Origin of the sequence: Neisseria brasiliensis, assembly GCF_009671065.1 — a bacterium.
GTDB lineage: Bacteria > Pseudomonadota > Gammaproteobacteria > Burkholderiales > Neisseriaceae > Neisseria > Neisseria brasiliensis.
The window spans coordinates 2,200,379-2,221,607 of sequence record NZ_CP046027.1 but is presented as its reverse complement, the minus strand read 5'-3'; the positions used below and the strand labels follow the sequence as shown (position 1 = coordinate 2,221,607).

At 48.4% G+C, this 21,229-nt stretch carries 24 protein-coding genes; 13 read left to right on the top strand and 11 right to left on the bottom strand.

Annotated elements, in window-relative coordinates; translation table 11 throughout:
* Positions 1 to 16 precede the first annotated feature (16 nt).
* Both miaA and tadA read left to right on the top strand, forming a co-directional pair.
* The gene (miaA, locus tag GJV52_RS11065) at positions 17 to 967 is read left to right on the top strand and encodes a tRNA (adenosine(37)-N6)-dimethylallyltransferase MiaA (protein WP_100564377.1); all 951 of its coding nucleotides are present in this window, start codon (positions 17 to 19) and stop codon (positions 965 to 967) included.
* A 1-nt stretch (position 968) separates the two neighbouring features.
* Positions 969 to 1,688, top strand: a complete 720-nt coding sequence (gene tadA / locus GJV52_RS11060; protein ID WP_100564375.1) for a tRNA adenosine(34) deaminase TadA — start codon at positions 969 to 971, stop codon at positions 1,686 to 1,688.
* A gap of 58 nt (positions 1,689 to 1,746) precedes the next feature.
* Here the strand turns inward: tadA and GJV52_RS11055 are convergent, their stop codons facing one another.
* Positions 1,747 to 2,406, bottom strand: coding sequence for a cytochrome b/b6 domain-containing protein (locus tag GJV52_RS11055; protein ID WP_095503208.1), 660 nt, complete (start codon positions 2,404 to 2,406; stop codon positions 1,747 to 1,749).
* A 76-nt stretch (positions 2,407 to 2,482) separates the two neighbouring features.
* On the opposite strand from GJV52_RS11055, the gene GJV52_RS11050 reads away from it, so the two are divergent.
* Positions 2,483 to 3,397 (top strand): NAD(P)H-hydrate dehydratase, encoded by a 915-nt coding sequence (locus GJV52_RS11050; protein WP_100564373.1) that lies wholly within the window; start codon positions 2,483 to 2,485, stop codon positions 3,395 to 3,397.
* Between the two features lie 219 nt (positions 3,398 to 3,616).
* A complete protein-coding gene (locus GJV52_RS11045) occupies positions 3,617 to 4,558 on the top strand; it encodes a bile acid:sodium symporter family protein (RefSeq protein WP_100564385.1) in 942 nt (313 codons plus the stop codon).
* Between the two features lie 295 nt (positions 4,559 to 4,853).
* On the opposite strand, the gene bfr (GJV52_RS11040) is transcribed toward GJV52_RS11045, so the two are convergent.
* Positions 4,854 to 5,327, bottom strand: coding sequence for a bacterioferritin (gene bfr / locus GJV52_RS11040; protein ID WP_095503133.1), 474 nt, complete (start codon positions 5,325 to 5,327; stop codon positions 4,854 to 4,856).
* A gap of 19 nt (positions 5,328 to 5,346) precedes the next feature.
* Positions 5,347 to 5,811 carry a bacterioferritin gene (gene bfr, locus GJV52_RS11035; protein WP_100564371.1) on the bottom strand — a complete coding sequence of 155 codons (465 nt, stop codon included), beginning with the start codon at positions 5,809 to 5,811 and terminating at the stop codon, positions 5,347 to 5,349.
* Between the two features lie 433 nt (positions 5,812 to 6,244).
* On the opposite strand from bfr (GJV52_RS11035), the gene typA reads away from it, so the two are divergent.
* The 4 genes from typA (at position 6,245) to GJV52_RS11015 (ending at position 10,983) form a co-directional block, all read left to right on the top strand.
* Positions 6,245 to 8,056 carry a translational GTPase TypA gene (gene typA, locus GJV52_RS11030; RefSeq protein ID WP_095503135.1) on the top strand — a complete coding sequence of 604 codons (1,812 nt, stop codon included), beginning with the start codon at positions 6,245 to 6,247 and terminating at the stop codon, positions 8,054 to 8,056.
* A gap of 76 nt (positions 8,057 to 8,132) precedes the next feature.
* Positions 8,133 to 9,215 (top strand): magnesium/cobalt transporter CorA, encoded by a 1,083-nt coding sequence (gene corA, locus GJV52_RS11025; protein WP_100564369.1) that lies wholly within the window; start codon positions 8,133 to 8,135, stop codon positions 9,213 to 9,215.
* 79 nt (positions 9,216 to 9,294) lie between these two features.
* Positions 9,295 to 9,774, top strand: a complete 480-nt coding sequence (locus GJV52_RS11020; protein WP_095503137.1) for an acyl-CoA thioesterase — start codon at positions 9,295 to 9,297, stop codon at positions 9,772 to 9,774.
* Positions 9,775 to 10,023: 249 nt separating this feature from the next.
* Positions 10,024 to 10,983: an IS30 family transposase gene (locus tag GJV52_RS11015; RefSeq protein ID WP_154143172.1), complete on the top strand. Its 960-nt coding sequence runs from the start codon at positions 10,024 to 10,026 to the stop codon at positions 10,981 to 10,983.
* A 68-nt stretch (positions 10,984 to 11,051) separates the two neighbouring features.
* Here the strand turns inward: GJV52_RS11015 and metW are convergent, their stop codons facing one another.
* Both metW and metX read right to left on the bottom strand, forming a co-directional pair.
* The gene (gene metW / locus GJV52_RS11010) at positions 11,052 to 11,633 is read right to left on the bottom strand and encodes a methionine biosynthesis protein MetW (RefSeq protein WP_095503138.1); all 582 of its coding nucleotides are present in this window, start codon (positions 11,631 to 11,633) and stop codon (positions 11,052 to 11,054) included.
* Positions 11,630 to 12,769, bottom strand: a complete 1,140-nt coding sequence (gene metX / locus GJV52_RS11005) for a homoserine O-succinyltransferase MetX (protein WP_100564437.1) — start codon at positions 12,767 to 12,769, stop codon at positions 11,630 to 11,632. The genes metW and metX overlap by 4 nt, the downstream gene beginning before the upstream one ends.
* Before the next feature lie 131 nt (positions 12,770 to 12,900).
* Here metX and GJV52_RS11000 point away from each other — a divergent pair, with 131 nt between their 5' ends.
* The 4 genes from GJV52_RS11000 (at position 12,901) to GJV52_RS10990 (ending at position 16,641) form a co-directional block, all read left to right on the top strand.
* Positions 12,901 to 13,101 carry a protein MIGRI gene (locus tag GJV52_RS11000; RefSeq protein ID WP_100564435.1) on the top strand — a complete coding sequence of 67 codons (201 nt, stop codon included), beginning with the start codon at positions 12,901 to 12,903 and terminating at the stop codon, positions 13,099 to 13,101.
* Between the two features lie 248 nt (positions 13,102 to 13,349).
* Positions 13,350 to 14,936, top strand: coding sequence for a YdgA family protein (locus GJV52_RS10995; protein ID WP_100564433.1), 1,587 nt, complete (start codon positions 13,350 to 13,352; stop codon positions 14,934 to 14,936).
* Positions 14,937 to 15,184: 248 nt separating this feature from the next.
* Positions 15,185 to 15,535 (top strand): alpha-amylase family glycosyl hydrolase, encoded by a 351-nt coding sequence (locus GJV52_RS13395; RefSeq protein WP_198511422.1) that lies wholly within the window; start codon positions 15,185 to 15,187, stop codon positions 15,533 to 15,535.
* 2 nt (positions 15,536 to 15,537) lie between these two features.
* A complete protein-coding gene (locus GJV52_RS10990) occupies positions 15,538 to 16,641 on the top strand; it encodes an alpha-amylase (protein ID WP_198511421.1) in 1,104 nt (367 codons plus the stop codon).
* An 83-nt stretch (positions 16,642 to 16,724) separates the two neighbouring features.
* On the opposite strand, the gene kdsA is transcribed toward GJV52_RS10990, so the two are convergent.
* The 5 genes from kdsA to hda all read right to left on the bottom strand — a co-directional run bounded on the left by kdsA (position 16,725) and on the right by hda (position 19,825).
* A complete protein-coding gene (kdsA, locus tag GJV52_RS10985) occupies positions 16,725 to 17,567 on the bottom strand; it encodes a 3-deoxy-8-phosphooctulonate synthase (protein WP_100564431.1) in 843 nt (280 codons plus the stop codon).
* Positions 17,568 to 17,680: 113 nt separating this feature from the next.
* Complete coding sequence (panD, locus tag GJV52_RS10980) at positions 17,681 to 18,064, bottom strand: aspartate 1-decarboxylase (protein ID WP_095503144.1); 384 nt, start codon at positions 18,062 to 18,064, stop codon at positions 17,681 to 17,683.
* 91 nt (positions 18,065 to 18,155) lie between these two features.
* A complete protein-coding gene (gene cutA, locus GJV52_RS10975) occupies positions 18,156 to 18,479 on the bottom strand; it encodes a divalent-cation tolerance protein CutA (protein WP_095503145.1) in 324 nt (107 codons plus the stop codon).
* Positions 18,480 to 18,491: 12 nt separating this feature from the next.
* Positions 18,492 to 19,160, bottom strand: a complete 669-nt coding sequence (locus tag GJV52_RS10970; RefSeq protein WP_100564429.1) for a histidinol-phosphatase — start codon at positions 19,158 to 19,160, stop codon at positions 18,492 to 18,494.
* The gene (gene hda, locus GJV52_RS10965; RefSeq protein WP_095503147.1) at positions 19,157 to 19,825 is read right to left on the bottom strand and encodes a DnaA regulatory inactivator Hda; all 669 of its coding nucleotides are present in this window, start codon (positions 19,823 to 19,825) and stop codon (positions 19,157 to 19,159) included. Before hda ends, GJV52_RS10970 begins: the two co-directional genes overlap by 4 nt.
* A 190-nt stretch (positions 19,826 to 20,015) precedes the next feature.
* On the opposite strand from hda, the gene GJV52_RS10960 reads away from it, so the two are divergent.
* Positions 20,016 to 20,600 carry a YqaA family protein gene (locus tag GJV52_RS10960; protein ID WP_100564427.1) on the top strand — a complete coding sequence of 195 codons (585 nt, stop codon included), beginning with the start codon at positions 20,016 to 20,018 and terminating at the stop codon, positions 20,598 to 20,600.
* Positions 20,601 to 20,690: 90 nt separating this feature from the next.
* On the opposite strand, the gene GJV52_RS10955 is transcribed toward GJV52_RS10960, so the two are convergent.
* Positions 20,691 to 21,113 (bottom strand): YidB family protein, encoded by a 423-nt coding sequence (locus GJV52_RS10955; protein ID WP_095503149.1) that lies wholly within the window; start codon positions 21,111 to 21,113, stop codon positions 20,691 to 20,693.
* Positions 21,114 to 21,229 lie beyond the last annotated feature (116 nt).

Here is a 21,229-nt window from a genome sequence, read left to right as displayed (position 1 = left end):
TATTTGAATCGTTTTTATGAACACGCCCAAAGCCTTTGCCATTCTCGGCCCGACCGCCAGCGGCAAAACCGGCCTCGCGCTTAAAATCGCCGAAACCCTGCCGGTGGAAATCATCAGCTTGGATTCGGCGCTGGTGTACCGCGACATGGACATCGGTAGCGCCAAGCCCACCGCTGAAGAACGCGCCGCCGTGCCGCATCATATGATCGACATCATTTCACCGCTGGAAAGCTACAGCGCGGCGGAATTTGTCACCGATTGCGTGCGCTTGATCAACGAGATTCATGCGCGCGACAAGCTGCCTTTGATTGTCGGCGGCACCATGATGTATTTCCACGCGCTGACCGAAGGTTTGAACGATTTGCCCGAAGCCGATGCCGCTGTCCGCGCTCAGCTTCAAGCCGATAAAGCCGCGCACGGTTTGGCGCATTTGTATCAGCGTTTACAGGAAATCGATCCCGAAACTGCAGGCCGTCTGAAAGCCAACGACAGCCAACGCATCGAACGCGCTTTGGAAGTGTTCATGCTCACCGGCAAACCCTTAAGCCGACATTTTGCCGAACAACCCGCCCACACGCCGCCGCTGGATTTGTGCACCATTGCGCTGATTCCCGAAAACCGCGCCTTATTACACGCGCAAATCGGTAAGCGCTTCGAACAGATGTTGGCACAAGGTTTTTTAGACGAAATGCAGATGCTCAAAAGCCGCTATCCTGAATTAACGCCCGATTCCACCGCCATGCGCTGCGTCGGCTACCGCCAAGCATGGGATTATCTCGACGGCCTGACCGATTACGACACCTTTGTCGAAAAAGGCATCATCGCCACGCGCCAACTAGCCAAACGCCAGCTCACTTGGTTGCGCAAAATCCCTTTTGCCCACGCGCTTGATCCTTATGGCGAAGACGATTATGTTCAGACGGCCTTGAATTTGGTGCGCCAGCATTTTGATCAACAGGCCGTCTGAAATGAAATTAAGCACTCCGCCCATCGCCCCAAAAACCTTAGCCATGCTGAATCGCTTGGGCATCGAAACCTTAGCCGATTTGCGTGAAGTTGGTTCGGCCAAAGCCTTTTTACTGCTCAAAGCCGCCGGTTGCACGGTTACCCAAAGCACCTTATGGCAACTCGAAGCTCTGCTGTTGGGCATTGCCGCTACCGATTTGAGCGATGCCCAAAAAGCGGCATTAAATGAACACATTAAGCAGCATCCGCCCGTAGCCGTGTTCCCTACGCCGTCTGAAATAGCAGAATTTATGCAAGCGGCGTTGCAGCAAGCCGAGCAGTCTGCCCAAATGGGTGAAATTCCCGTCGGCGCGGTGGTGGTGCACAACGGCCAAATCATCGCCGCTGCCCACAATACTTGCGTGCACGACCACAACATCAGCCACCACGCCGAAATCCGTGCATTGGCGCAAGCAGGCGCGGCATTAGGCAATTACCGCCTTGACGACTGTGATGTCTACATCACGCTCGAACCCTGCGCCATGTGCGCGTCCGCCCTGATTCAAGCGCGGGTGAAGCGGGTGATTTTCGGCGCATCCGAACCTAAAACCGGCGCAGCGGGCAGCGTGTTGAATTTGTTTGAAAATAGTTTGCTCAACAAGCACACCGCCGTTTTGGGCGGCGTATTGGCAGATGAATGTCGAAATTTGTTACAGGATTTTTTTCAGAAAAGACGCAATTAAACTAAAGGCCGTCTGAAAGAAAATCTTTCAGACGGCCTTTAGTTAATGAAACATCGATTTAACCGATATTCGCCACAATCGCCACCACAATCACCGCCACCGCCAAAGCCGCAATGAATTTGCCGGAACTGGCAAATTTCAGCAATGGCAGCTTGCCTTCTAATTCTTTATAGCCGGTAATCATCGGCGTAATCAAATTGTGTTTTTTCAAAAATTTATACGCCAAAATGGTGATGATGTGCACCGCCGCCAAAATCAGCAGCAGATTGAAAAAGCCAAAGTGGATTTTGCGCATGGTCGCGCCAGTGCTGCTGCTCACCAAGCTGTTTAAATAGCCGTTGTAAATAAAGGTATTATCATCGGGTGAAAACAAGCCGGTCGTCACTTGCACCAACACCGCGCCTAACAAAGCCAACACCATCAATGCCCCCAATGGATTGTGGCCGGGCTGCTCGTTTTCAGTGATTTCGCCTTTAAGGTAGCGGATAATCTGTTTCGGCCCGCGCACAAACTGGCTGAATTTGGCCGTATCGCTGCCCCACAAACCCCAACACACACGAAACACCACCAAAGCCAAAATCAACAGGCCGCAGCGTAAATGCCAAGCCAGTAAGTTGCCGCCAGTTTGACCGCTGTACCACATAAAGGCAATCGCCAACACCAGCGTCCAGTGAAAAATACGCGTAGGCAAATCCCAAACTTTGATTTTCTGTTTCATTGTCGTGTTCTTTCTTATAAGATGGAAATAAGTTTGTGTTTGCCCTATTTTAACCAAATTTGCCAACGGTATCATCATGATTTATCCACCTTATCACATTCTTAACCCGGAACAAATTTTTCAGACGGCCGCGCAATTTCCCAATGTGTTCCGTCCGCGTGAAGCCGAATCCCACAAAGGCACTTACGGCACTTTAGCCATCATCGGCGGCGCGACAGGCATGAGCGGCGCCGTTGTGTTGGCCGCCACAGCGGCGATGTATCAAGGCTGCGGCAAGGTTTGGGCAGGATTTAACCAACCCGGTTTGCCCTTTGCCGTGATTCCCGAGCGGCCTGAAATCATGCTGGCCACGGCAGAGCAACTCCACCAACGAACAGACATCAGCGCATGGGCAGTCGGCTGCGGTTTGGGTTTGCATGAAGAATCGGAACACATCATCACATGGGCGTTGCAACACACCCAAAACCAGCCTTTATTGCTCGATGCCGATGCGCTCACCTTACTCGCCCACTCGCCGACCAGTCGCGAATCAGCCAAACAGCACGGCCGATTGGTACTGACACCGCACCCTGCCGAAGCCGCGCGATTATTGCAAGCCACTACCGCCGATATTCAGGCCAACCGCATGGAATCAGCAAAAACGATTAGTCAAACATTCAATGCCGTCACCGTATTAAAAGGCCATCAATCCTTGGTCGCCACACCCGATGGGCAGGTTTACACTAACTTCAGCGGCAATGCCGGATTAGCGACGGCAGGCAGCGGCGATGTGTTGAGCGGCATCATCGGCAGCTTGTTGGCGCAAGGGATTGAGGTACAAGAAGCCGTGCAAGCCGGTGTGTGGCTGCACGGGGCAGCGGCAGATGTATTGCGCGACAGCCAAATCGGCGAAATCGGTATGCTGGCCGCTGAGATTGCACCGGCTGCGCGTTGGCTACGCAATTGGCTCGCCAATCAAACGATGAATCCGGTGAAGCTTTGGCATGCCTAATGATTAAATGTTGAATAACAGGCCGTCTGAAAATAGAAAACTCGTTTTCAGACGGCCCGATACCTTTGTAAAACCCTTGATTTGAGTACAGTTCAAAGTTGTAGCAGCGCACAACGAAGAAATGTGCCAAAGGTAGGGATTTTGCAAAGGTCTCGGCCTATTTTGCATTCTGCCGCCAAGGCGTGTATGCTTGCGATTTTTATTTTATTGTCAACAATCATGAATAAACTTACTCAAATCAGCCATTTCATTGGCAAAACCTTTGCTTTTTGGGCAGCCTTGTGCGCCATCATCGCGTTTGTTTCCCCTGAAACCTTTAAATGGGTGCTGCAATATGTGCCGATTTTGCTCGGCGTGGTGATGTTCGGCATGGGTTTGACGCTCAGCCCATCAGATTTCAAAACCATCACCCAACATCCCAAAGCCGTGATTATCGGTGTGGTGGCGCAATTTGTGATTATGCCGCTGGTGGCTTATCTGCTCACCCGATTATTTAGCCTGCCACCTGAAGTGGCTGTGGGTGTGATTTTGGTCGGCTGCTGCCCGGGCGGTACATCATCCAATGTGATGACTTATCTTGCGCGCGGTAATGTGGCCTTATCGGTAGCGGTGACTTCAATTTCTACCTTGCTGGCACCGATTTTCACACCGATGATTTTTATGCTGCTGGCCAACGAATTGCTCGACATCAATGCTACGGCGATGTTTGTATCGATTCTAAAAATGGTATTGCTGCCGATTGTATTGGGTGTGATTGCGCATACGCTATTTAAAACCCAAACCGAAAAAGCCGTCGGCGTATTGCCGTTGATTTCGGTGATTGCGATTGCGCTGATTATCGGTGCGGTGGTCGGCACCAGCAAAGGCAAAATCGTCGAAAGCGGCTTGTTGATTTTCGGTGTGGTGGTTCTGCACAACGGCATCGGTTATCTGCTGGGCTTTTTGGCAGGCAAATTCTGCAAACTGCCTTACGATGCACAAAAAACCTTATCCATCGAAGTGGGCATGCAAAATTCCGGCTTAGGCGCAGCTTTGGCGGCGGCACACTTTGCTGCGGCACCGGTGGTGGCTGTGCCGAGCGCGCTGTTTAGCGTATGGCACAATATTTCCGGCTCGCTGCTGGCTTCTTATTGGGCCGGTAAAGCGGATAAAAACGCTTAATTCTTGCTGAATTAAAACAAGGCCGAGACCTTTGCAAAACCCAAGATTTAAGTACAGTTCAAAGTTGTAGCAGCGCAGAAAGTGAAGACATATCATCAAGATAGGCAAGCTTTCGAGCAGCGCACAACGAAGAAATGTGCCAAAGATAGGGATTTTGCAAAGGTCTCAGGCCGTCTGAAAAGTTCATGACTTTCAGACGGCTTTTGATTGTCAATCATAAAGAAAACGGCATATCTTCGCAGATATGCCGTTGATTGGGTTAAGAGAACCGCTATATAGGGTAGTGGTTTGTGTTTTAGTCCTCTTGCGCCCCGGTTTGCAGGTAGTTTGCCAAACCAATTTTGGCAATCAATTCCTGCTGGGTTTCGAGCCAGTCGATTTGCTCTTCGTTGGTGTCTTTTTGTTTTTCCAACAAGTCGCGGCTGACGTAATCTTGTTTTTCTTCACACAAGGCAATGGCAGCAGCCAAGGCTTCGTGTTTTTCGTTTTCTTTGGTCAAATCGCAAGCGATGATTTCTTCGGTGCTCTCGCCAATCAGCAATTTGCCCAATTCTTGCAGATTTGGTAAACCTTCCAAAAACAAAATACGCTCAATCAAATCATCGGCTGCTTTCATTTCGATGATGGATTGTTTGTAGAAATGTTTGCCCAAATCCTCAAAGCCCCAGTTTTTCAAAATACGGGCATGTAAGAAATATTGGTTGATGGTTACCAAAAGCAAGCCTAAGTTTTTATTCAGCTCGCGGATAACTAAACGGTCGCCTTTCATAGATAGCCTCCTCGTTCAATTACATTTGGCTTTGGTAATAATTGCCTTCACCGATCAATTCGATCAGGCGCAATTGTTGCTCCAGCCAGTGAGCGTGATCTTCTTCGGTGTCTTTCAATTGCTGAATCATCAAGTCGCGGGTCACGTAGTCTTGAACTTCTTCACACAATTTGATGCCTTTTTTCAACGCATCGCGTACTTCGTATTCGGTGTTTAAATCTGCTTGCAGGCAGCTTTTTACATCGGTACCGATATTGATTGCGGCAGGAACCATTTTCGGGGTGCCGCCCAACATCAAAATACGGCGGATGAAGTCTTCAGCGTGTTGGGTTTCTTCTTCCATCTCGTGATTCAGACGTTCGAACAATTTGGTGTAACCCCATTCTGAATACAGACGCGAGTGGATAAAATATTGATCACGGGCGGCCAATTCGCCGGCCAGCAATTCGTTCATATAGTCGATAACTTGTGGATTGCCTTGCATGGTGTTTCCTCTTTCTTGAAATGCCGCCTCGGGCAAATGTGTTGGTTTTGGGATTGAGTGTATTGTAGTAAAGATTGCGGCCCAATACAATTTTTCTATTTAAAATACAAACAATTATCAAAAATATCTTGAAGTAAAAAGGCCGTCTGAAAAAATCAATTGGCTGATTTTTATCGCTTTTTATTGCCATTGGTATTAAGAATCTGTTACAACGCAACCATATATTTACATTCCTTAACCATAAATAAAAGCAAATAAAGCAACAAAACCCATCAAATTTAATTATGAATTATTCTCAACTGCTTTTAGGCAATTTCCTACAACACCTCCTCTCCCAAGCATGAAAAATATCCGCCCCAATCCAACGGCTTTAATTTTATCGTGCTATAATGCCGAGTTATCTTAAAAATCTTATTAAGGCACGATTCAAGCCATGAAACAAATTCGCAATATTGCCATCATCGCACACGTCGACCACGGCAAAACCACATTAGTTGACCAATTATTACGCCAATCAGGCACCTTCCGCGACAACCAGCAGGTTGACGAGCGCGTGATGGACAGCGGCGACATCGAAAAAGAACGCGGCATCACCATCTTGGCCAAAAATACCGCCATCGAATACGAAGGCTACCACATCAACATCGTCGATACCCCGGGACACGCCGACTTCGGCGGTGAAGTAGAACGCGTATTGGGCATGGTTGATTGCGTGGTGTTGTTGGTTGATGCGCAAGAAGGCCCTATGCCGCAAACCCGTTTTGTGACCAAAAAAGCTTTGGCTTTGGGTTTGAAACCGATCGTTGTGATCAACAAAATCGACAAACCAAGCGCGCGCCCAAGCTGGGTAATCGACCAAACATTCGAACTCTTCGATGCATTGGGTGCGACTGACGAGCAACTCGACTTCCCGATTGTGTACGCTTCCGGCTTAAGCGGCTTTGCCCGCTTGGAAGAAGACGGCACCGAAAACGACATGCGCGTGCTGTTTGAAACCATTTTGAAACACACACCGGCACCAAACGGCAGCGCCGATGAAACGCTGCAACTGCAAATTTCCCAACTCGACTACGACAACTACACCGGTCGCTTAGGCATTGGCCGCATTTTGAACGGCCGCATCAAACCGGGCCAAGTCGTTGCCGTGATGAACCACGACACCCAAGTTGCCCAAGGCCGTATTAACCAATTGCTCGGCTTTAAAGGCTTAGAACGCGTGCCATTGGAAGAAGGCGAAGCCGGTGACATTGTGATTATTTCCGGTATCGAAGACATCGGCATCGGCGTGACCATCACCGAAAAAGACAATCCTAAAGGCTTGCCTATGCTCAGCGTTGACGAACCAACCCTGACCATGGACTTTATGGTGAACACTTCTCCATTGGCCGGCACCGAAGGCAAATTCGTGACTTCGCGCCAAATCCGCGACCGCTTGCAAAAAGAATTGCTGACCAACGTTGCCTTGCGCGTGGAAGACACCGATGATGCGGATATTTTCCGCGTTTCAGGCCGTGGCGAATTGCACTTGACCATTTTGTTGGAAAACATGCGCCGCGAAGGCTACGAATTGGCCGTCGGCAAACCGCGTGTGGTATACCGTGAAATCAACGGTGAAAAATGCGAGCCGTATGAAAACCTGACTGTTGACGTACCTGACGACAACCAAGGCGCGGTAATGGAAGAATTGGGTCGCCGTCGTGGTGAATTGACCAATATGGAAAGCGATGGCAACGGCCGCACTCGCTTGGAATACCACATTCCGGCGCGTGGTTTGATCGGTTTCCAAGGCGAGTTCATGACCATGACCCGCGGTACCGGCTTGATGAGCCACGTTTTTGATGACTACGCACCGGTGAAAGCCGACATGCCGGGTCGTCACAACGGCGTGTTGATTTCGCAAGAGCAAGGCGAAGCCGTGGCTTATGCTTTGTGGAACTTGGAAGACCGCGGCCGTATGTTTGTGTCTCCAGGCGAAAAAATCTACGAAGGCATGATTATCGGCATCCACAGCCGCGATAACGATTTGGTTGTGAACCCATTAAAAGGTAAAAAACTGACCAACGTGCGCGCAAGCGGTACTGACGAAGCCGTCCGTTTGACCACGCCAATCAAGCTGACTTTGGAAGGCGCGGTAGAATTTATCGATGATGATGAACTGGTTGAAATTACGCCGCAATCCATCCGCTTGCGTAAACGCCACTTGAGCGAGCAAGAGCGTCGCCGTCACTTTAAAAAAGTAGATTAATTTCGGTTTAATCATACAAAGGCCGCCTGAAAAGCTATAATGCATTTTTCAGACGGCCTTTTTTAATTTGTCTAATATGATTAATCCTTCCGCTCAAACTGCCGATGGCGAACACATCGACACCAATGTCGAACAAACCGCCCCACGCAGCAACACCAGCAACGCGCCCAAAGCCGCCATTCACCAAACTTTATATACTGCCGACAGCTTTGCGCAACATGATTATTTAGCCAAAGGCAAAAAGCTACCCAAAATCACACCGGCTGAAGTCGGGCAAACCAATTGGCTGCACTTTGTCGGCATCAACAATATCGAGCTGCTCAGGCACGCGCTTCAACCCTACGGCATTCACGAATTGGTGATTGAAGATATTCTCAGCCGTAAGCAGCGCCCAAAAATCGAAGATTACGGCCACTATATCTTCATCGCCGCACAAGTGTACAATTACGGCACCACCAAGCTGCATTCCGACCAAGTGTATCTGGTCATCGGTAAGGATTTTGTGTTGTCGTTCCAACAAAAGCCGTTGGGTTTGTTCAGCCAATTCCGTCAGATTATGCGACACAACCCGCATCACGTTCTGGACAAAAACGCCGCATTTTTGGCTTATTATCTGCTCGACCGCATTGTTGATGACTACTTCATCGTCTTGGAAGATTACGATAACCGCGTCGAAGCCATCGACAAAGCCCTATTCAAAAATGAAAACGGCGACACACTGTTAAGCCGCATCCACCGCCTCAAACGCGATGCCGTACGCCTGCGCCGCACCCTACTGCCCATGCGCGACGTGTTTTACCAGCTTGCCATGCGTGGCGACTACGATATCTTCGAAGGCGGATCCACCGTTTACCTGCGCGACGTGTACGACCACAACCTGCAATTAATCGAAACGCTGGAAGCCTCGCGCGATATGGTAGTCGGCATGATGGACGTGTATTTGTCGTTCCAATCCAACCGCATGAACCAGCAAATGCGTGTCTTGACCGTCATCACCATTATGTTTATGCCATTAACCGTGCTCACCGGCATCTACGGCATGAACTTCGACAATATGCCCGAATTGCATTGGCATTACGGCTATTACGCCGTGCTTGGTTTGATGGCCACCATCATCATCGGCCTGTTAATTTTCTTCTTCCGTAGAAAATGGTTATAGCTAAATTTATAAATTAAATTGGATTATATCTTTTAATTTACTATAATCATTAAACCTATAACAAACACAAGTCATCCATATGGAAAATACCCAACGCCAAGCATCACACGAATTGATCATGTCCGAGCTGATGATGCCCGACACCGCCAACTTCAGCGGCAACGTCCACGGCGGCGACTTACTGCGCTTGCTCGACCAAGTGGCCTATTCATGCGCCAGCCGTTACAGCGGATACTATTGCGTCACCCTTTCCTGCGACCGCGTGTTGTTTAAAGAGCCGATTCACATCGGTGAACTGGTCACATTCTACGCCAGCGTCAACTACACCGGCTGCACGTCCATGGAAATCGGCATCCGCGTCGAAGCGCAAAACATCCGCACCGGCGCCATCCGCCACACCAACAGCTGCTATTTCACCATGGTTGCAATGGAAAACGGCAAAACGGTTGAAATTCCGCAACTGGAAGTAAAAACCGAATTGCAACGCTGCCGCTGGGAAAAAGCCAAAAAACGCAAAGAAATGAGCCTGCAAAGCAGCAAGATTTCCTGCGAGTCTTAATGCTTAGACCAAGTTAACAATGCCGTCTGAAACTTTTCAGACGGCATTGTTATTGTGATTCAGAATAGCAAGATTTTTTATAAAATTCAAAACACTCAAAAATTACCAATTACTATGATTAAATTCAATCCGATAATTCAATATAGAAATCATCAGGCCCTTACATTCGCCTAACAAGTGCAATTTCCAATAACAGAAAAGGCCAGTATGCGGTAGTATACTGCCTTTCCTGACAAGAAAGATTGCAATATGGCCTACACACAACTGACCTCACACCAAAGATACTACATTTCCAGACATTACCGCAACCTACCCCTAAACCAAATCGCACAGAACATCGGTTGTCATCCCGCCACCGTCAGTCGGGAAATCAGACGGCATTCCGTCAACGGAACCTACTGTTACCGAAAAGCACAACAGCAAAGCGAAGTTAAAAAGAAAAACAAAAAGCCAACCAAACTGACTACTGCCGTCAAACAGACTGTTAACAAACTGATTACCCAAAAATACAGCCCCGAACAAGTCTGCGGCTACCTGCTGAAACATCAACACATCAAACTGCACCACAGCACCCTTTACCGCTATCTCGCCAAAGACCGTCAAAACGGCGGCGACCTGTACACCCATCTGCGTATCGTTTCCAAACCCTACCGCAGAAAATACGGCAGCGGTGCATGGACAAAAGGCAGCGTACCGGACAGAACCGACATTGAACACAGACCTGCCATTGTCGATCAAAAAGAGCGGGTCGGCGATTTCGAGATGGACACCATTGTCGGTAAAGACCAAAAAAGCGGACTGGTGGTTGCTGTTGAAAGAAAAACCAAATTTGTCGTTATCCGCAAAATCAGCAATTTCAAAGCAGAAGATGTAGCCCGGGTAGTGATTCGGGCATTGAAGCCGTTTAAAGATATCATTCAAACGATTACTTTGGATAACGGTAAAGAGTTTTACCGACATAAAACCTTTGCCAAAGCCCTGGGTGCGGAAACTTACTTCTGCCGTCCATACCATTCTTGGGAAAAAGGCTTGGTGGAGAATACCAACGGGCTGATCAGACAATACTTCCCAAAGGGGACGGATTTTAGGAAACTGGGTGCTAAAAAGATTAAAGCGGTTGAGGAGGCCCTTAACCGCCGACCGAGAAAGACATTGGACTATGAGACACCGGGTGATCTGTTTTCAGCAGCCCTTGCCAATGGCATTTGAGCGTTGCACTTGAAATGCGAATGTAAGGCCGTCTGAAAACCATGTTTTCAGACGGCCTGCTATTCATCTCAACCCACGCGGTAAAACGCCAAACTGCCCAACAAATTCGGCAAATATTTGACCTGCTTGCTGCCGGCCATCACTGCGCGTTCCTGCACGCGGATTTTGTTTTTTGCACACAGCAAATCGAAATCTTTGAGCGTACACCAATGAATATTCGGCGTATTGTACCAATGATAAGGCATGCGTTCCGACACCGGCATATGGCCGCCCAACGCGATTTGAATGCGGTTGCGCCAATAGCCGAAATTCGGGAAGGTCACAATAGCCTGTTTGGATACGCGCATCAGGCTTTGCAAAATCAATTCGGTATTCTGCATGGCCTGAATGGTTTGGCTCAACACAATCACATCAAACGAATTGTCACCAAACTCTTCCAAGCCGCGCTCCAAATCGGCCTGAATCACGTTCACACCGCGCGCCATGGCGGCGATGATGCTGTCGGTGTTGATTTCAATGCCGTAGCCGCTGCAGTTTTTGTGTGCCACCAAAGCGGCCAGCAATTCGCCGTCACCGCAGCCCAAATCCAATACGCGGCTGCCTTCTGGAATCCAATCATAAATCAATTGTAAATCATCGCGTAAATTCATGATTGAATCTCCTTGGCAACATTGTTCATATAAGCGGCAACAGCGCGGATATAGGCATCGTCTTCCATCAAAAAGGCATCATGGCCGTGGTTGGACTGCACTTCGATATATTGCACCGATTTACGCGCGGCAATCAGCGCCTTGACCAATTCTTTCGAGCGCTCGGGTGCAAAACGCCAGTCGGTGCTGAAGCTGGCTACAAAAAATTTGGCCTGCACATTTTGCAGCGCTTTACTGAGATTGTTATTAAAATCGGCCGCCGGATCGAAATAATCCAAGGCTTTGGTCATCAATAAATAGGTGTTGGCATCAAAGCGACCGGCAAACTTATCGCCTTGATAGCGCAGATACGATTCAACTTCAAATTCCACGCCGTAGCCATATTGATAGCCGTCTGAATGCAGCTCACGACCGAATTTTTTGCCCAACCCTTCTTCGGCCAAATAAGTAATATGCCCCATCATGCGGGCAATGCGCAGGCCGCGGGTTGGAATTTTTTGTTCGCGTGCATAATGCCCTTCATTGAAATCAGGGTCGGTTAAAATCGCTTGGCGGGCAACATCGTTAAACGCAATATTTTGTGCGGAAAGTTTTGGCGCAGAAGCAATCACCAAAGCGTGGCGCACGCGTTCGGGAAAATCAATCGTCCATTGCAAGGCCTGCATACCGCCCAAACTGCCGCCGACAACCGCTGCCCATTGTTCGATGCCCAAGGCATCTGCTAGCATGGCTTGTGATTTCACCCAGTCTTTGACCGTCACCACCGGAAAATCGGCGCCGTAATCTTGACCGGTAGCCGGATTTTCCGACAAAGGCCCTGTTGTGCCATGGCAACCGCCCAAATTATTCAGCCCGACCACAAAAAAACGCTTGGTATCAATCGGCTTACCGGGGCCGACCATGCTGTCCCACCAGCCGGGATATTTGTCCTCAGGCGTATGGTAGCCGGCAACATGATGGTTGCCCGATAACGCATGGCAAATCAATACCGCGTTGGATTTTTCCGCATTCAATTCGCCATAGGTTTCAATCATCAAATCAAAACGCGGCAAAGTCCGGCCGTTTGCCAGCGTCAAGGGCGTTTCAAATGCCATTTTTCGGGGTGTGACAATGCCCACCGATCCATTTTTATTCATGATTATTCCAAGGGTCATGCAAAAAATGTATTATAACGTTTAGCCAACATTTTGACATATCTTGACCATAAAATTCCTTTACTGCCTTCTTTCAGACGGCCTTATTTAAAAAACCACCAAAGAGCCACCCCATGATCGGCCGCCTGCTGCGAATCTTTTTCCTTTTTGCCATCATTGCCCTGATTATCAACCGCCTGTTCAGCCGCAAGCAGAAACGCGCCATGCGTGAAGTGGCGCAAATCAGCGCGTGGGTATTGGTGGGGGCTTCGGTGGCGACGCTGATTTGGTATTTGATTATGCTGTATTTCAAGCATATCCCGAACAGTTATTAATTAATGTAAAAGGCCGAGACCTTTGCAAAACCTTAGATTTGAATACAGTTCAAAGTTGTAGCAGCGCAGAAAGCGCAGACATATCGTAAAGATAGGCAAGCTTTCGAGCAGCGCACAACGAAGAAATGTGTCAAAGATAGGGATTTTGCAAAGGTCTCAAGCCGTCTGAACAGCCTTTACTCAAGACAAATCCACTAAAAAATGCTATGCTTTGTGCTTTAAATCTGTCGAACTGATTGTTTGAAGCAATGAAAAAGTTTCTTATTCCGACTGCTGCTGTGATTATCGCCGCAGCCCTCGGCACACCTTATTATCTGGGCATTCAAGCCGAAAAAAGCCTGACTTCGCAGCAAAAATTACTGCAAGAATCGGGCTTTCTCACGGTTGAATCACACGATTACGACCGCGGCTGGTTCACCTCCACCGAAACCACCATCATCCGCTTGAAGCCAACCTTGCTGCAAAACACGCAAAAATACCTGCCTGACAATCTGAAAACCGTGTTAAAAGAGCCGATTACCGTGGTCAACCACGTTACCCACGGCCCTTTTGCCGGTGGCTTTGGCACGCGTGCCAAAGTGGATACCGAATTCCAATACCATCCTGAAGCAGCTAAAGTATTGGCGCGATTCTTCGGCGACAAAACACCGGTCAGCATGACCAACACCGTTTATTTCAACGGCAACGGCGTGATGAAGCTCAGCATTCCGGAATTCGACTATGAAGAATTGTCCGGCATCAAGCTGATTTGGCAAGGCTTGAGCGGTCAAACCGATTATGAAAACGACTTTGTCGGCTATGCGCACGATTATGCTGCGCCTTCATTGCAAGTGAAATTGGCCGACAAAGGCGATATTTCCCTAGAAAACCTACATTTCAAATCGGAAACTTCAGACGGCCTCAACAAACTTTCCTTAGGCAAAAGCAGCATCACACTGGATAAATTCCTGCTGCAATGGAAAGAAGGCATTGATTACAATGTCAAATTAAACGAATTGGTGAATCTGGTGACCAATCTGCAAATCGGCGCGTTTATCAACCCGACCGGCACAATTGCCCCTTCCACCATTGAAGTGGCTAAGCTGAAATTTGAAACCCAAACCAATGAAGTGGACAAATTCATCAACAGCGAAGGCCGTTTCCAATTCGATACACTCACCTACGGCAAAGACCGCTACGGCCCGCTCGATATTAATGTTGCTGCCGAGCATTTGGATGCGCAAGGTTTGCTGGCGCTCAAATCTAAACTGGCGCAGATTTCCGATAAGGAAATGAGCGAAGAGCAAATTCAAAACGAATTGATTCAGACAGCCAAGACCGATGCATCAGGCTTGTTTACCCAAAATCCGGTGTTAAACGTGAAGACGTTTAAATTCACCATGCCGCAAGGCAATGTCGATGCTTCCGGCACATTGGCCTTTAAAGGTTTGGCACAAAAAGATTTGGATAATCTGGCCGATATGCTGAAGAAAACCGAAGCCGATTTCAACCTGCAAGTGCCGCAAAAATTGCTGGAGCAAATGGCCATCAACCAAGCACACAGCATTTTCAGCGTGAATCCTGAAGACGAAGCCGCCGGCCGCGCCACCATTGAAGATATCAACGAAACCTTGCGCTTAATGGTCGACAGCACCATCCAAAGCATGGCACGCGACCAATACCTGACCTTGCAGGATAACCATGTCAAAACGCATCTCAATCTGCAAAACAGCGAATTGAAGCTCAACGGCAAAGTATTGGAAACCGAACCGGAAGCGGCATTTGACGAGAGTGATATGCTACCCGATGAAGCATTTGAAAATGAAGCGGCATCGGCAGTCTCTGCTGCTCCTTAAATCTTTTATTACCATCTAAATAGGCCGTCTGAAACACACGTTTTCAGACGGCCTTTTGCATCACTTAATCTTTTACTGATGATAAAAAAATCAAAGCATTAGTGATGAATACCGATGCCCAACATGCCTAATGATTAAATTTAACGAACTATTCAAAAATAAGTTTGGCGCTTTACCAAAATTGGTGCCACATTCAAACTGTTCAAAACAAAATAACAACGAAACAAACTTTCAATCAGAGGTCGCCCATGAAAAATCAAACCATCATGCAATATTTCGAGTGGTATTTGCCCGATGACGGCAAACACTGGCAACGCTTAGCCGACGACGGCCAACATCTGGCCGATATCGGCATCAGTAAAGTCTGGCTGCCACCTGCCTGCAAAGCCACCGGCACCAATGATGTCGGCTACGGCATTTATGATTTATACGACTTAGGCGAATTCGACCAGAAAGGCGCCATCCGCACCAAATACGGCACCAAAGACGAATATCTTCACGCCATCGCTACATTAAAAGAGAAAAGCATCCACCCAATTGCCGATGTCGTGTTAAACCACAAAGCCGGAGGTGATAAAAAGAAGCGTTCAGCGTATTGAAAATGAACCCCGATGACCGCCAACAACCGATTTCCGAACCTTACGAAATCGAAGGCTGGACGCATTTCACCTTTCCCGGCCGCAACAATCAATACAGCGATTTCCAATGGCACTGGCACCATTTCAGCGGCACCGATTACGATGCCAAGAATAAAGAAACCGGCGTTTTCATGATTTTAGGTGAAAACAAAGGCTGGGCGGATAACGAATCGGTCGATTCCGAGTATGGCAATTACGACTATTTGATGTTTACCGACATCGATTACAAACATCCCGATGTGACCGCCCACGTGCGCGACTGGCTAAAATGGTTTGTCGACACCACCGGCGTGACCGGCTTGCGTTTAGACGCCATCAAACACATCGATCAAAATTTCATGCGCGAGCTGATTCAATACGCCAAAGAACTTTACGGCGATGAATTTTACGTGTTTGGCGAATATTGGCACGGCGATTTCGACACCAAAGACAATTATTTAACCAGCACCGACTTTACCTTCGATTTGGTCGACGTGGGCTTACACATGAATTTCTTTAATGCCGCCCAAGCCGGTGAAGGCTATGATTTAACGCAGATTTTTCAAGGCAGCTTGGTCGAGTATATCCCGACTTTAACTGTCACCTTTGTCGATAACCACGACACCCAGCGCGGCCAATCGCTGCAATCCACCGTGGATGATTGGTTCAAACCCATGGCTTACGGCATTATCTTGCTGCGTGAGCGTGGTCTGCCCTGCGTGTTTTACGGCGATTATTACGGCATTGATGGCGAATTCGGCCAAGCCTCTTTCCGCGAAGTTATCGACAAATTGCTTTATTTACGCGGACATCATGCCTACGGCGAACAAATCGATTATTTAGACGACCCCAACTGCATCGGCTGGACGCGCTTAGGTAATGAAGAACATCCCGACGGCTTAGCCGCCATCATCAGCAACAGTGCCGAAGCAGAAAAAAGAATGCACGTCGGTATTCTCAACGCCAGTAAAACCTTTGTCGATTATCTTGGTCATCACGATGCCGAAATTCAAATTGATGAAAAGGGCTGGGCAGTGTTCCCTGTACGCGGCGGCAGCATATCGGTATGGGCGGTGAAACAGATGTGATGATTAGCCAGCCTTCACTTTAAATCAAAAGGCCGTCTGAAACACAATTTTTCAGACGGCCTTTCGCTCAATCACCAAAAATCTTAATCAATTACCAACGGCAGGAATGATTTCACCGTTTCATCAACCGCTTTCACGCGCAGCAAGAAATCTTCCAATTGTGCCAACGGTAATGCACTCGGGCCGTCGCAACGGGCTTGGTCGGGATTTTCATGCGCTTCCAAAAACAAACCGGCCAATCGGGTCGCCATACCGGCCAGAGCCAAATCGACCACTTGTGAGCGGCGGCCACCGGAAGCGGCGGCACCGGAATCACGCGTTTGCAGCGAATGGGTCACGTCGAAAATAATCGGCGTTTGCTCGCAGGTTTTCTTCATCACGCCGAAACCAAGCATATCGACCACCAGATTATCGTAGCCGAAATTGCTGCCGCGTTCGCACAAAATCAATTGGTCGTTGCCGGCTTCTTTGAATTTTTCGATGATGTTTTTCATCTGCGACGGGCTTAAGAATTGCGGTTTTTTGATGTTGATGACATTGCCGGTTTTCGCCATCGCCACCACCAAATCGGTTTGGCGCGCTAAAAATGCCGGCAATTGGATCACATCGCACACTTCCGCTACAGGCGCGCATTGGTAAGGCTCATGCACATCGGTAATCACAGGCACATTAAATTCACGCTTCACCGCTTCAAAAATCTTCAAGCCTTCGTCCAAACCCACGCCGCGGAAGGAATGAATCGACGAGCGATTAGCCTTGTCAAAAGATGCTTTAAACACATACGGAATGCCCAATTTATCGGTTACTTTAACGTAATGCGCGCAGGCTTTGAGCGTGGAATCCATGTCTTCCAACACATTGATGCCGCCAAACAGGGTAAACGGCAAATCGTTGCCGACTTGGATTTGATTGATTTGAACATTCATGGCTGAATCCTTTTCTAGGCCGTATGAACATAACGGCGCTCGTCACTATTTAAAAACTACTGAATATTAAAAGGCCGTCTGAAAGTATCAACCGTTCAGACGGCCTGTGTACCTTACAAAACCGTATGCGGCGGCTCATACGAAATCACATCGCGGATTTTATTGCGCTCGTCCACCAGCACCACTTTTGGCTCATGGTTGGCGACTTCTGGTTCAGACAACATCACATACGACATAATAATCACGATGTCGCCCTTTTGCACCAAACGCGCCGCTGCGCCATTCAAGCACACCACGCCGCTGCCGCGTTCGCCGGGAATGGTGTAGGTTTCAAGGCGTTCGCCATTGTTGTTGTTGACGATGGCGACTTTTTCGTTAACACAAATACCGGCGGCATCCAGCAAATCTTGGTCAACGGTGATGCTGCCGACATAGTTTAAATCGGCTTCGGTTACGGTGGCGCGGTGAATCTTGCCGCCGAGCATGGTACGGAACATGGGTTTCTTTTTCTTTCTCAATCAATTTGGGTTTACAGCATTTCAAACGGCCTCAAGCGTTAACTTAGGCCGTCTGAAAAATAAACCGCTATTATAACCCCATTTGCGTCTTCATCCAGCGCAAATATGCCGATAAACCACGCGATACCGGCTGCATCACAATTTGTGGGCAATCGTAGCTGTGGTTGGACAAAATCAGCTTTTCCACCGCTTTATAATGACAACGCGAAGATTTAATCACCACGCGGATTTCTTCATCGCAACACACTTCTCCCTGCCACACATAATGGCTGCGGATGGCTTCATACTGCACGCACGCGGCAATTTGGTTTTGCAACAAAGCCATGCCGATTTTCTCGGCTTCTTCACGCGTGGCGGTTGTGGTGGTAATGATAACGGGCTTGAATGCGGGCATTTCAGACGGCCTTTATTTAAAATTCAACACCGGCCAGCCTTTTTCTTGCGCTTCGGCCAGCAATTCGGCATCCGGATTCACCGCCACCGGCTCGTTCACATGGCGCAGCAATGGTAAGTCGTTTTTGGAATCGCTGTAGAAATACACTTTGTCGTAGCTGTCTAAGGTTTCGCCACGCGCGGCCAGCCATTCGTTCAAGCGGGTAATTTTGCCTTCTTTCAGGCTCGGTGTGCCGTGATAATTGCCGGTATAGCGGCCGTCTGAACCGATTTCAAGCTGGGTGCCGATGACGTTTTCAATGCCGAATGCGTGACAAATCGGGGTAATGATGAACTCGTTGGTGGACGAAATCACCAATAATTCGTCGCCGGCATTTTTGTGGCTGTCCACCAGCATACGCTGCATCGGCGTGATGTTCGGGATGATGAATTCGGTCATAAATTCGCGATGCATTTCAGCCAATTGTTCCATGCTGTATTCTTTCAACGGAGCAAGATGGAATTTGAGAAATTCATCGATATTCAAGCAGCCGTTGCGGTAATCTTGGTAGAATTTTTCGTTTTGCGCTTCGGTGTATTCGACATCGACCAAGCCTTTTTTCATCAGGTATTGCGGCCATGTGTGGTCGGAATCGGTGTTGATTAAGGTGTTGTCGAGGTCGAAGATGGCGAGGTTTTTCATTCTGTTTCCTGTTGTTTTAAAAGTTGGCGCAAAAGCGGTAAGGTGATGCGTTTGCCCATCATCACGGCGTAATGGTCGAGCGTGTCGAGCATTTGCACGAGACTGTCCATGTCGCGCCGCCAATGGTTTAAGAGGTATTCGAAGATTTCGGTGTCGATGGTGACTTGTCGCGCGGCGGCCATGCTGGCGAGAGCATCGATTTTTTCTTGGTCGGTTAAGGGTTTCACTTCGTAAACCAAGCAATAAGCCATGCGGGTACGTAAATCTTCACGAATCACCAATTGTTGCGGGGTGTATTCGGAACCAAGCAGTAGAAAGCCTTTGCCGCTGTTGCGAAAGCGGTTGAAAATGGCAAACAGCAGGGCTTGTTCTTCATTATTCAGCCGCTCGACTTGGTCGATGGCCAAATAGTCGGCATCAAAGGCTTTTTCGGTTAAGGGGTGAACGGCGGCATCGATGTACACGGCATTTTTACCGGCTTCTAAGGCTTGGGCGATCCATGCTTGCAGCAAGTGGCTTTTGCCTGCGCCCTGCTCGCCCCAAACGTAGATAAACTGACCGTGTTTATGCCGCAAAACGTACACCAGCTCGGCATTTTCGGTGCCGAGAAATTTATCAAAGCTGGGGTAATCGTGTGCGGCAAAATCGAAAATAAGCTGGTTCACGGAAATATTTTGGCCTGTATGGGAATCGGGGTTATTTTACGTTGTTTTAGCGGCTTGTATCAAGGTTTCAGACGGCCTGCAAACTTAAGCAAAATTTTCTTGTCTAAGCCTGCATTTGGTTTAAAATGCTCGCTGATTTTGGCGGATGCTTCGTGCATGGCCGCCGTTTTTCTTGTTTGAAAGCCCTTTAATGAAAATTTTTGAATCCGTTTACGACAAAACGCTGCAATGGTCAAAACACCGTTTTGCGCCGTTTTGGTTGAGTTTTGTCAGCTTTATCGAAGCCATTTTCTTCCCCGTGCCGCCGGATGTGATGTTGATTCCGATGTCGATGGCCGAGCCGAAAAAAGCCTTGCGCTTTGCAGTATATACCACGCTGGCATCGGTTTTGGGCGGCATGATTGGCTATGCCGTCGGCTATTTTGCCTTTGATTGGGTGTCGGGCTATATTCAAAGCTGGGGCTTGCAGGCCAAATTCGATCAGGCGCAGCTTTGGTTTGAAACGTGGGGCGTGGTGGTAGTGTTTTTGGCAGGTTTCTCGCCAATTCCGTTTAAAGTCTTCACCATTTGCGCCGGCGTGATGAACATGGCATTTTTGCCGTTTGTATTATCCGCCGCCATTTCCCGCTTTGCCCGCTTCTTCTTGGTGGCCAGATTATCCGCTTGGGGTGGTGAAAAATATGCAGATAAAATCCGCCACTACATTGAAATGCTGGGCTGGGGCACGGTAGCCTTGGCTGTAATCGGTTATGCGGTGTATAGCTTTACCCATTAATCTATCTAAAGGCCGTCTGAATATTCAGACGGCCTTTAAACGATTAAAAAACCTTGGATAAAATTTATCCAAGGTTTTTTATTTCAGCGCTTATTTGATGAAGTTTTTCAACACCAATGACGCAATGTCGTCCAAGCCGAAACCGTCGGCTTCTTGCGGATTACCGTTTGGCGTGGCGCTGTCTACCAAGTTTGGCAACACTTGCGCCAACAAATCGCTGGCTTGCTGGCCGTCCATACCGAATTTTTGTGCCACTTGGCCAATCACATCGCTGCCCAAGGCGCTTTGCAATTCATTGCCTGAAACCGGCGCATTGTCTTGAGAAGTAGAAACCCAGCTACCCAATGCATCACCTAAGCCACCTTGTTGCAATTGGTTAATCAAGTTGCCCACGCCGCCTTGCTGTTGCACCAAATCCATCGCCATATCGATCAGCGGGTTTTGGCTGGTGCCGTTGTTATTGTTGTTCAGGGCTTGGGTTGCCACGTTCAACAAAGTATCCATTAAAGCCATGATGTATCCTTTAAATGATGTGTTGTTGTAAAACGACTTGAGTGTAGCAAACATTGGCGCGTTTACCTGTTTTCTTAACGCAAATATACGCAGGCCTTCTGAAAAGATGTTGCACA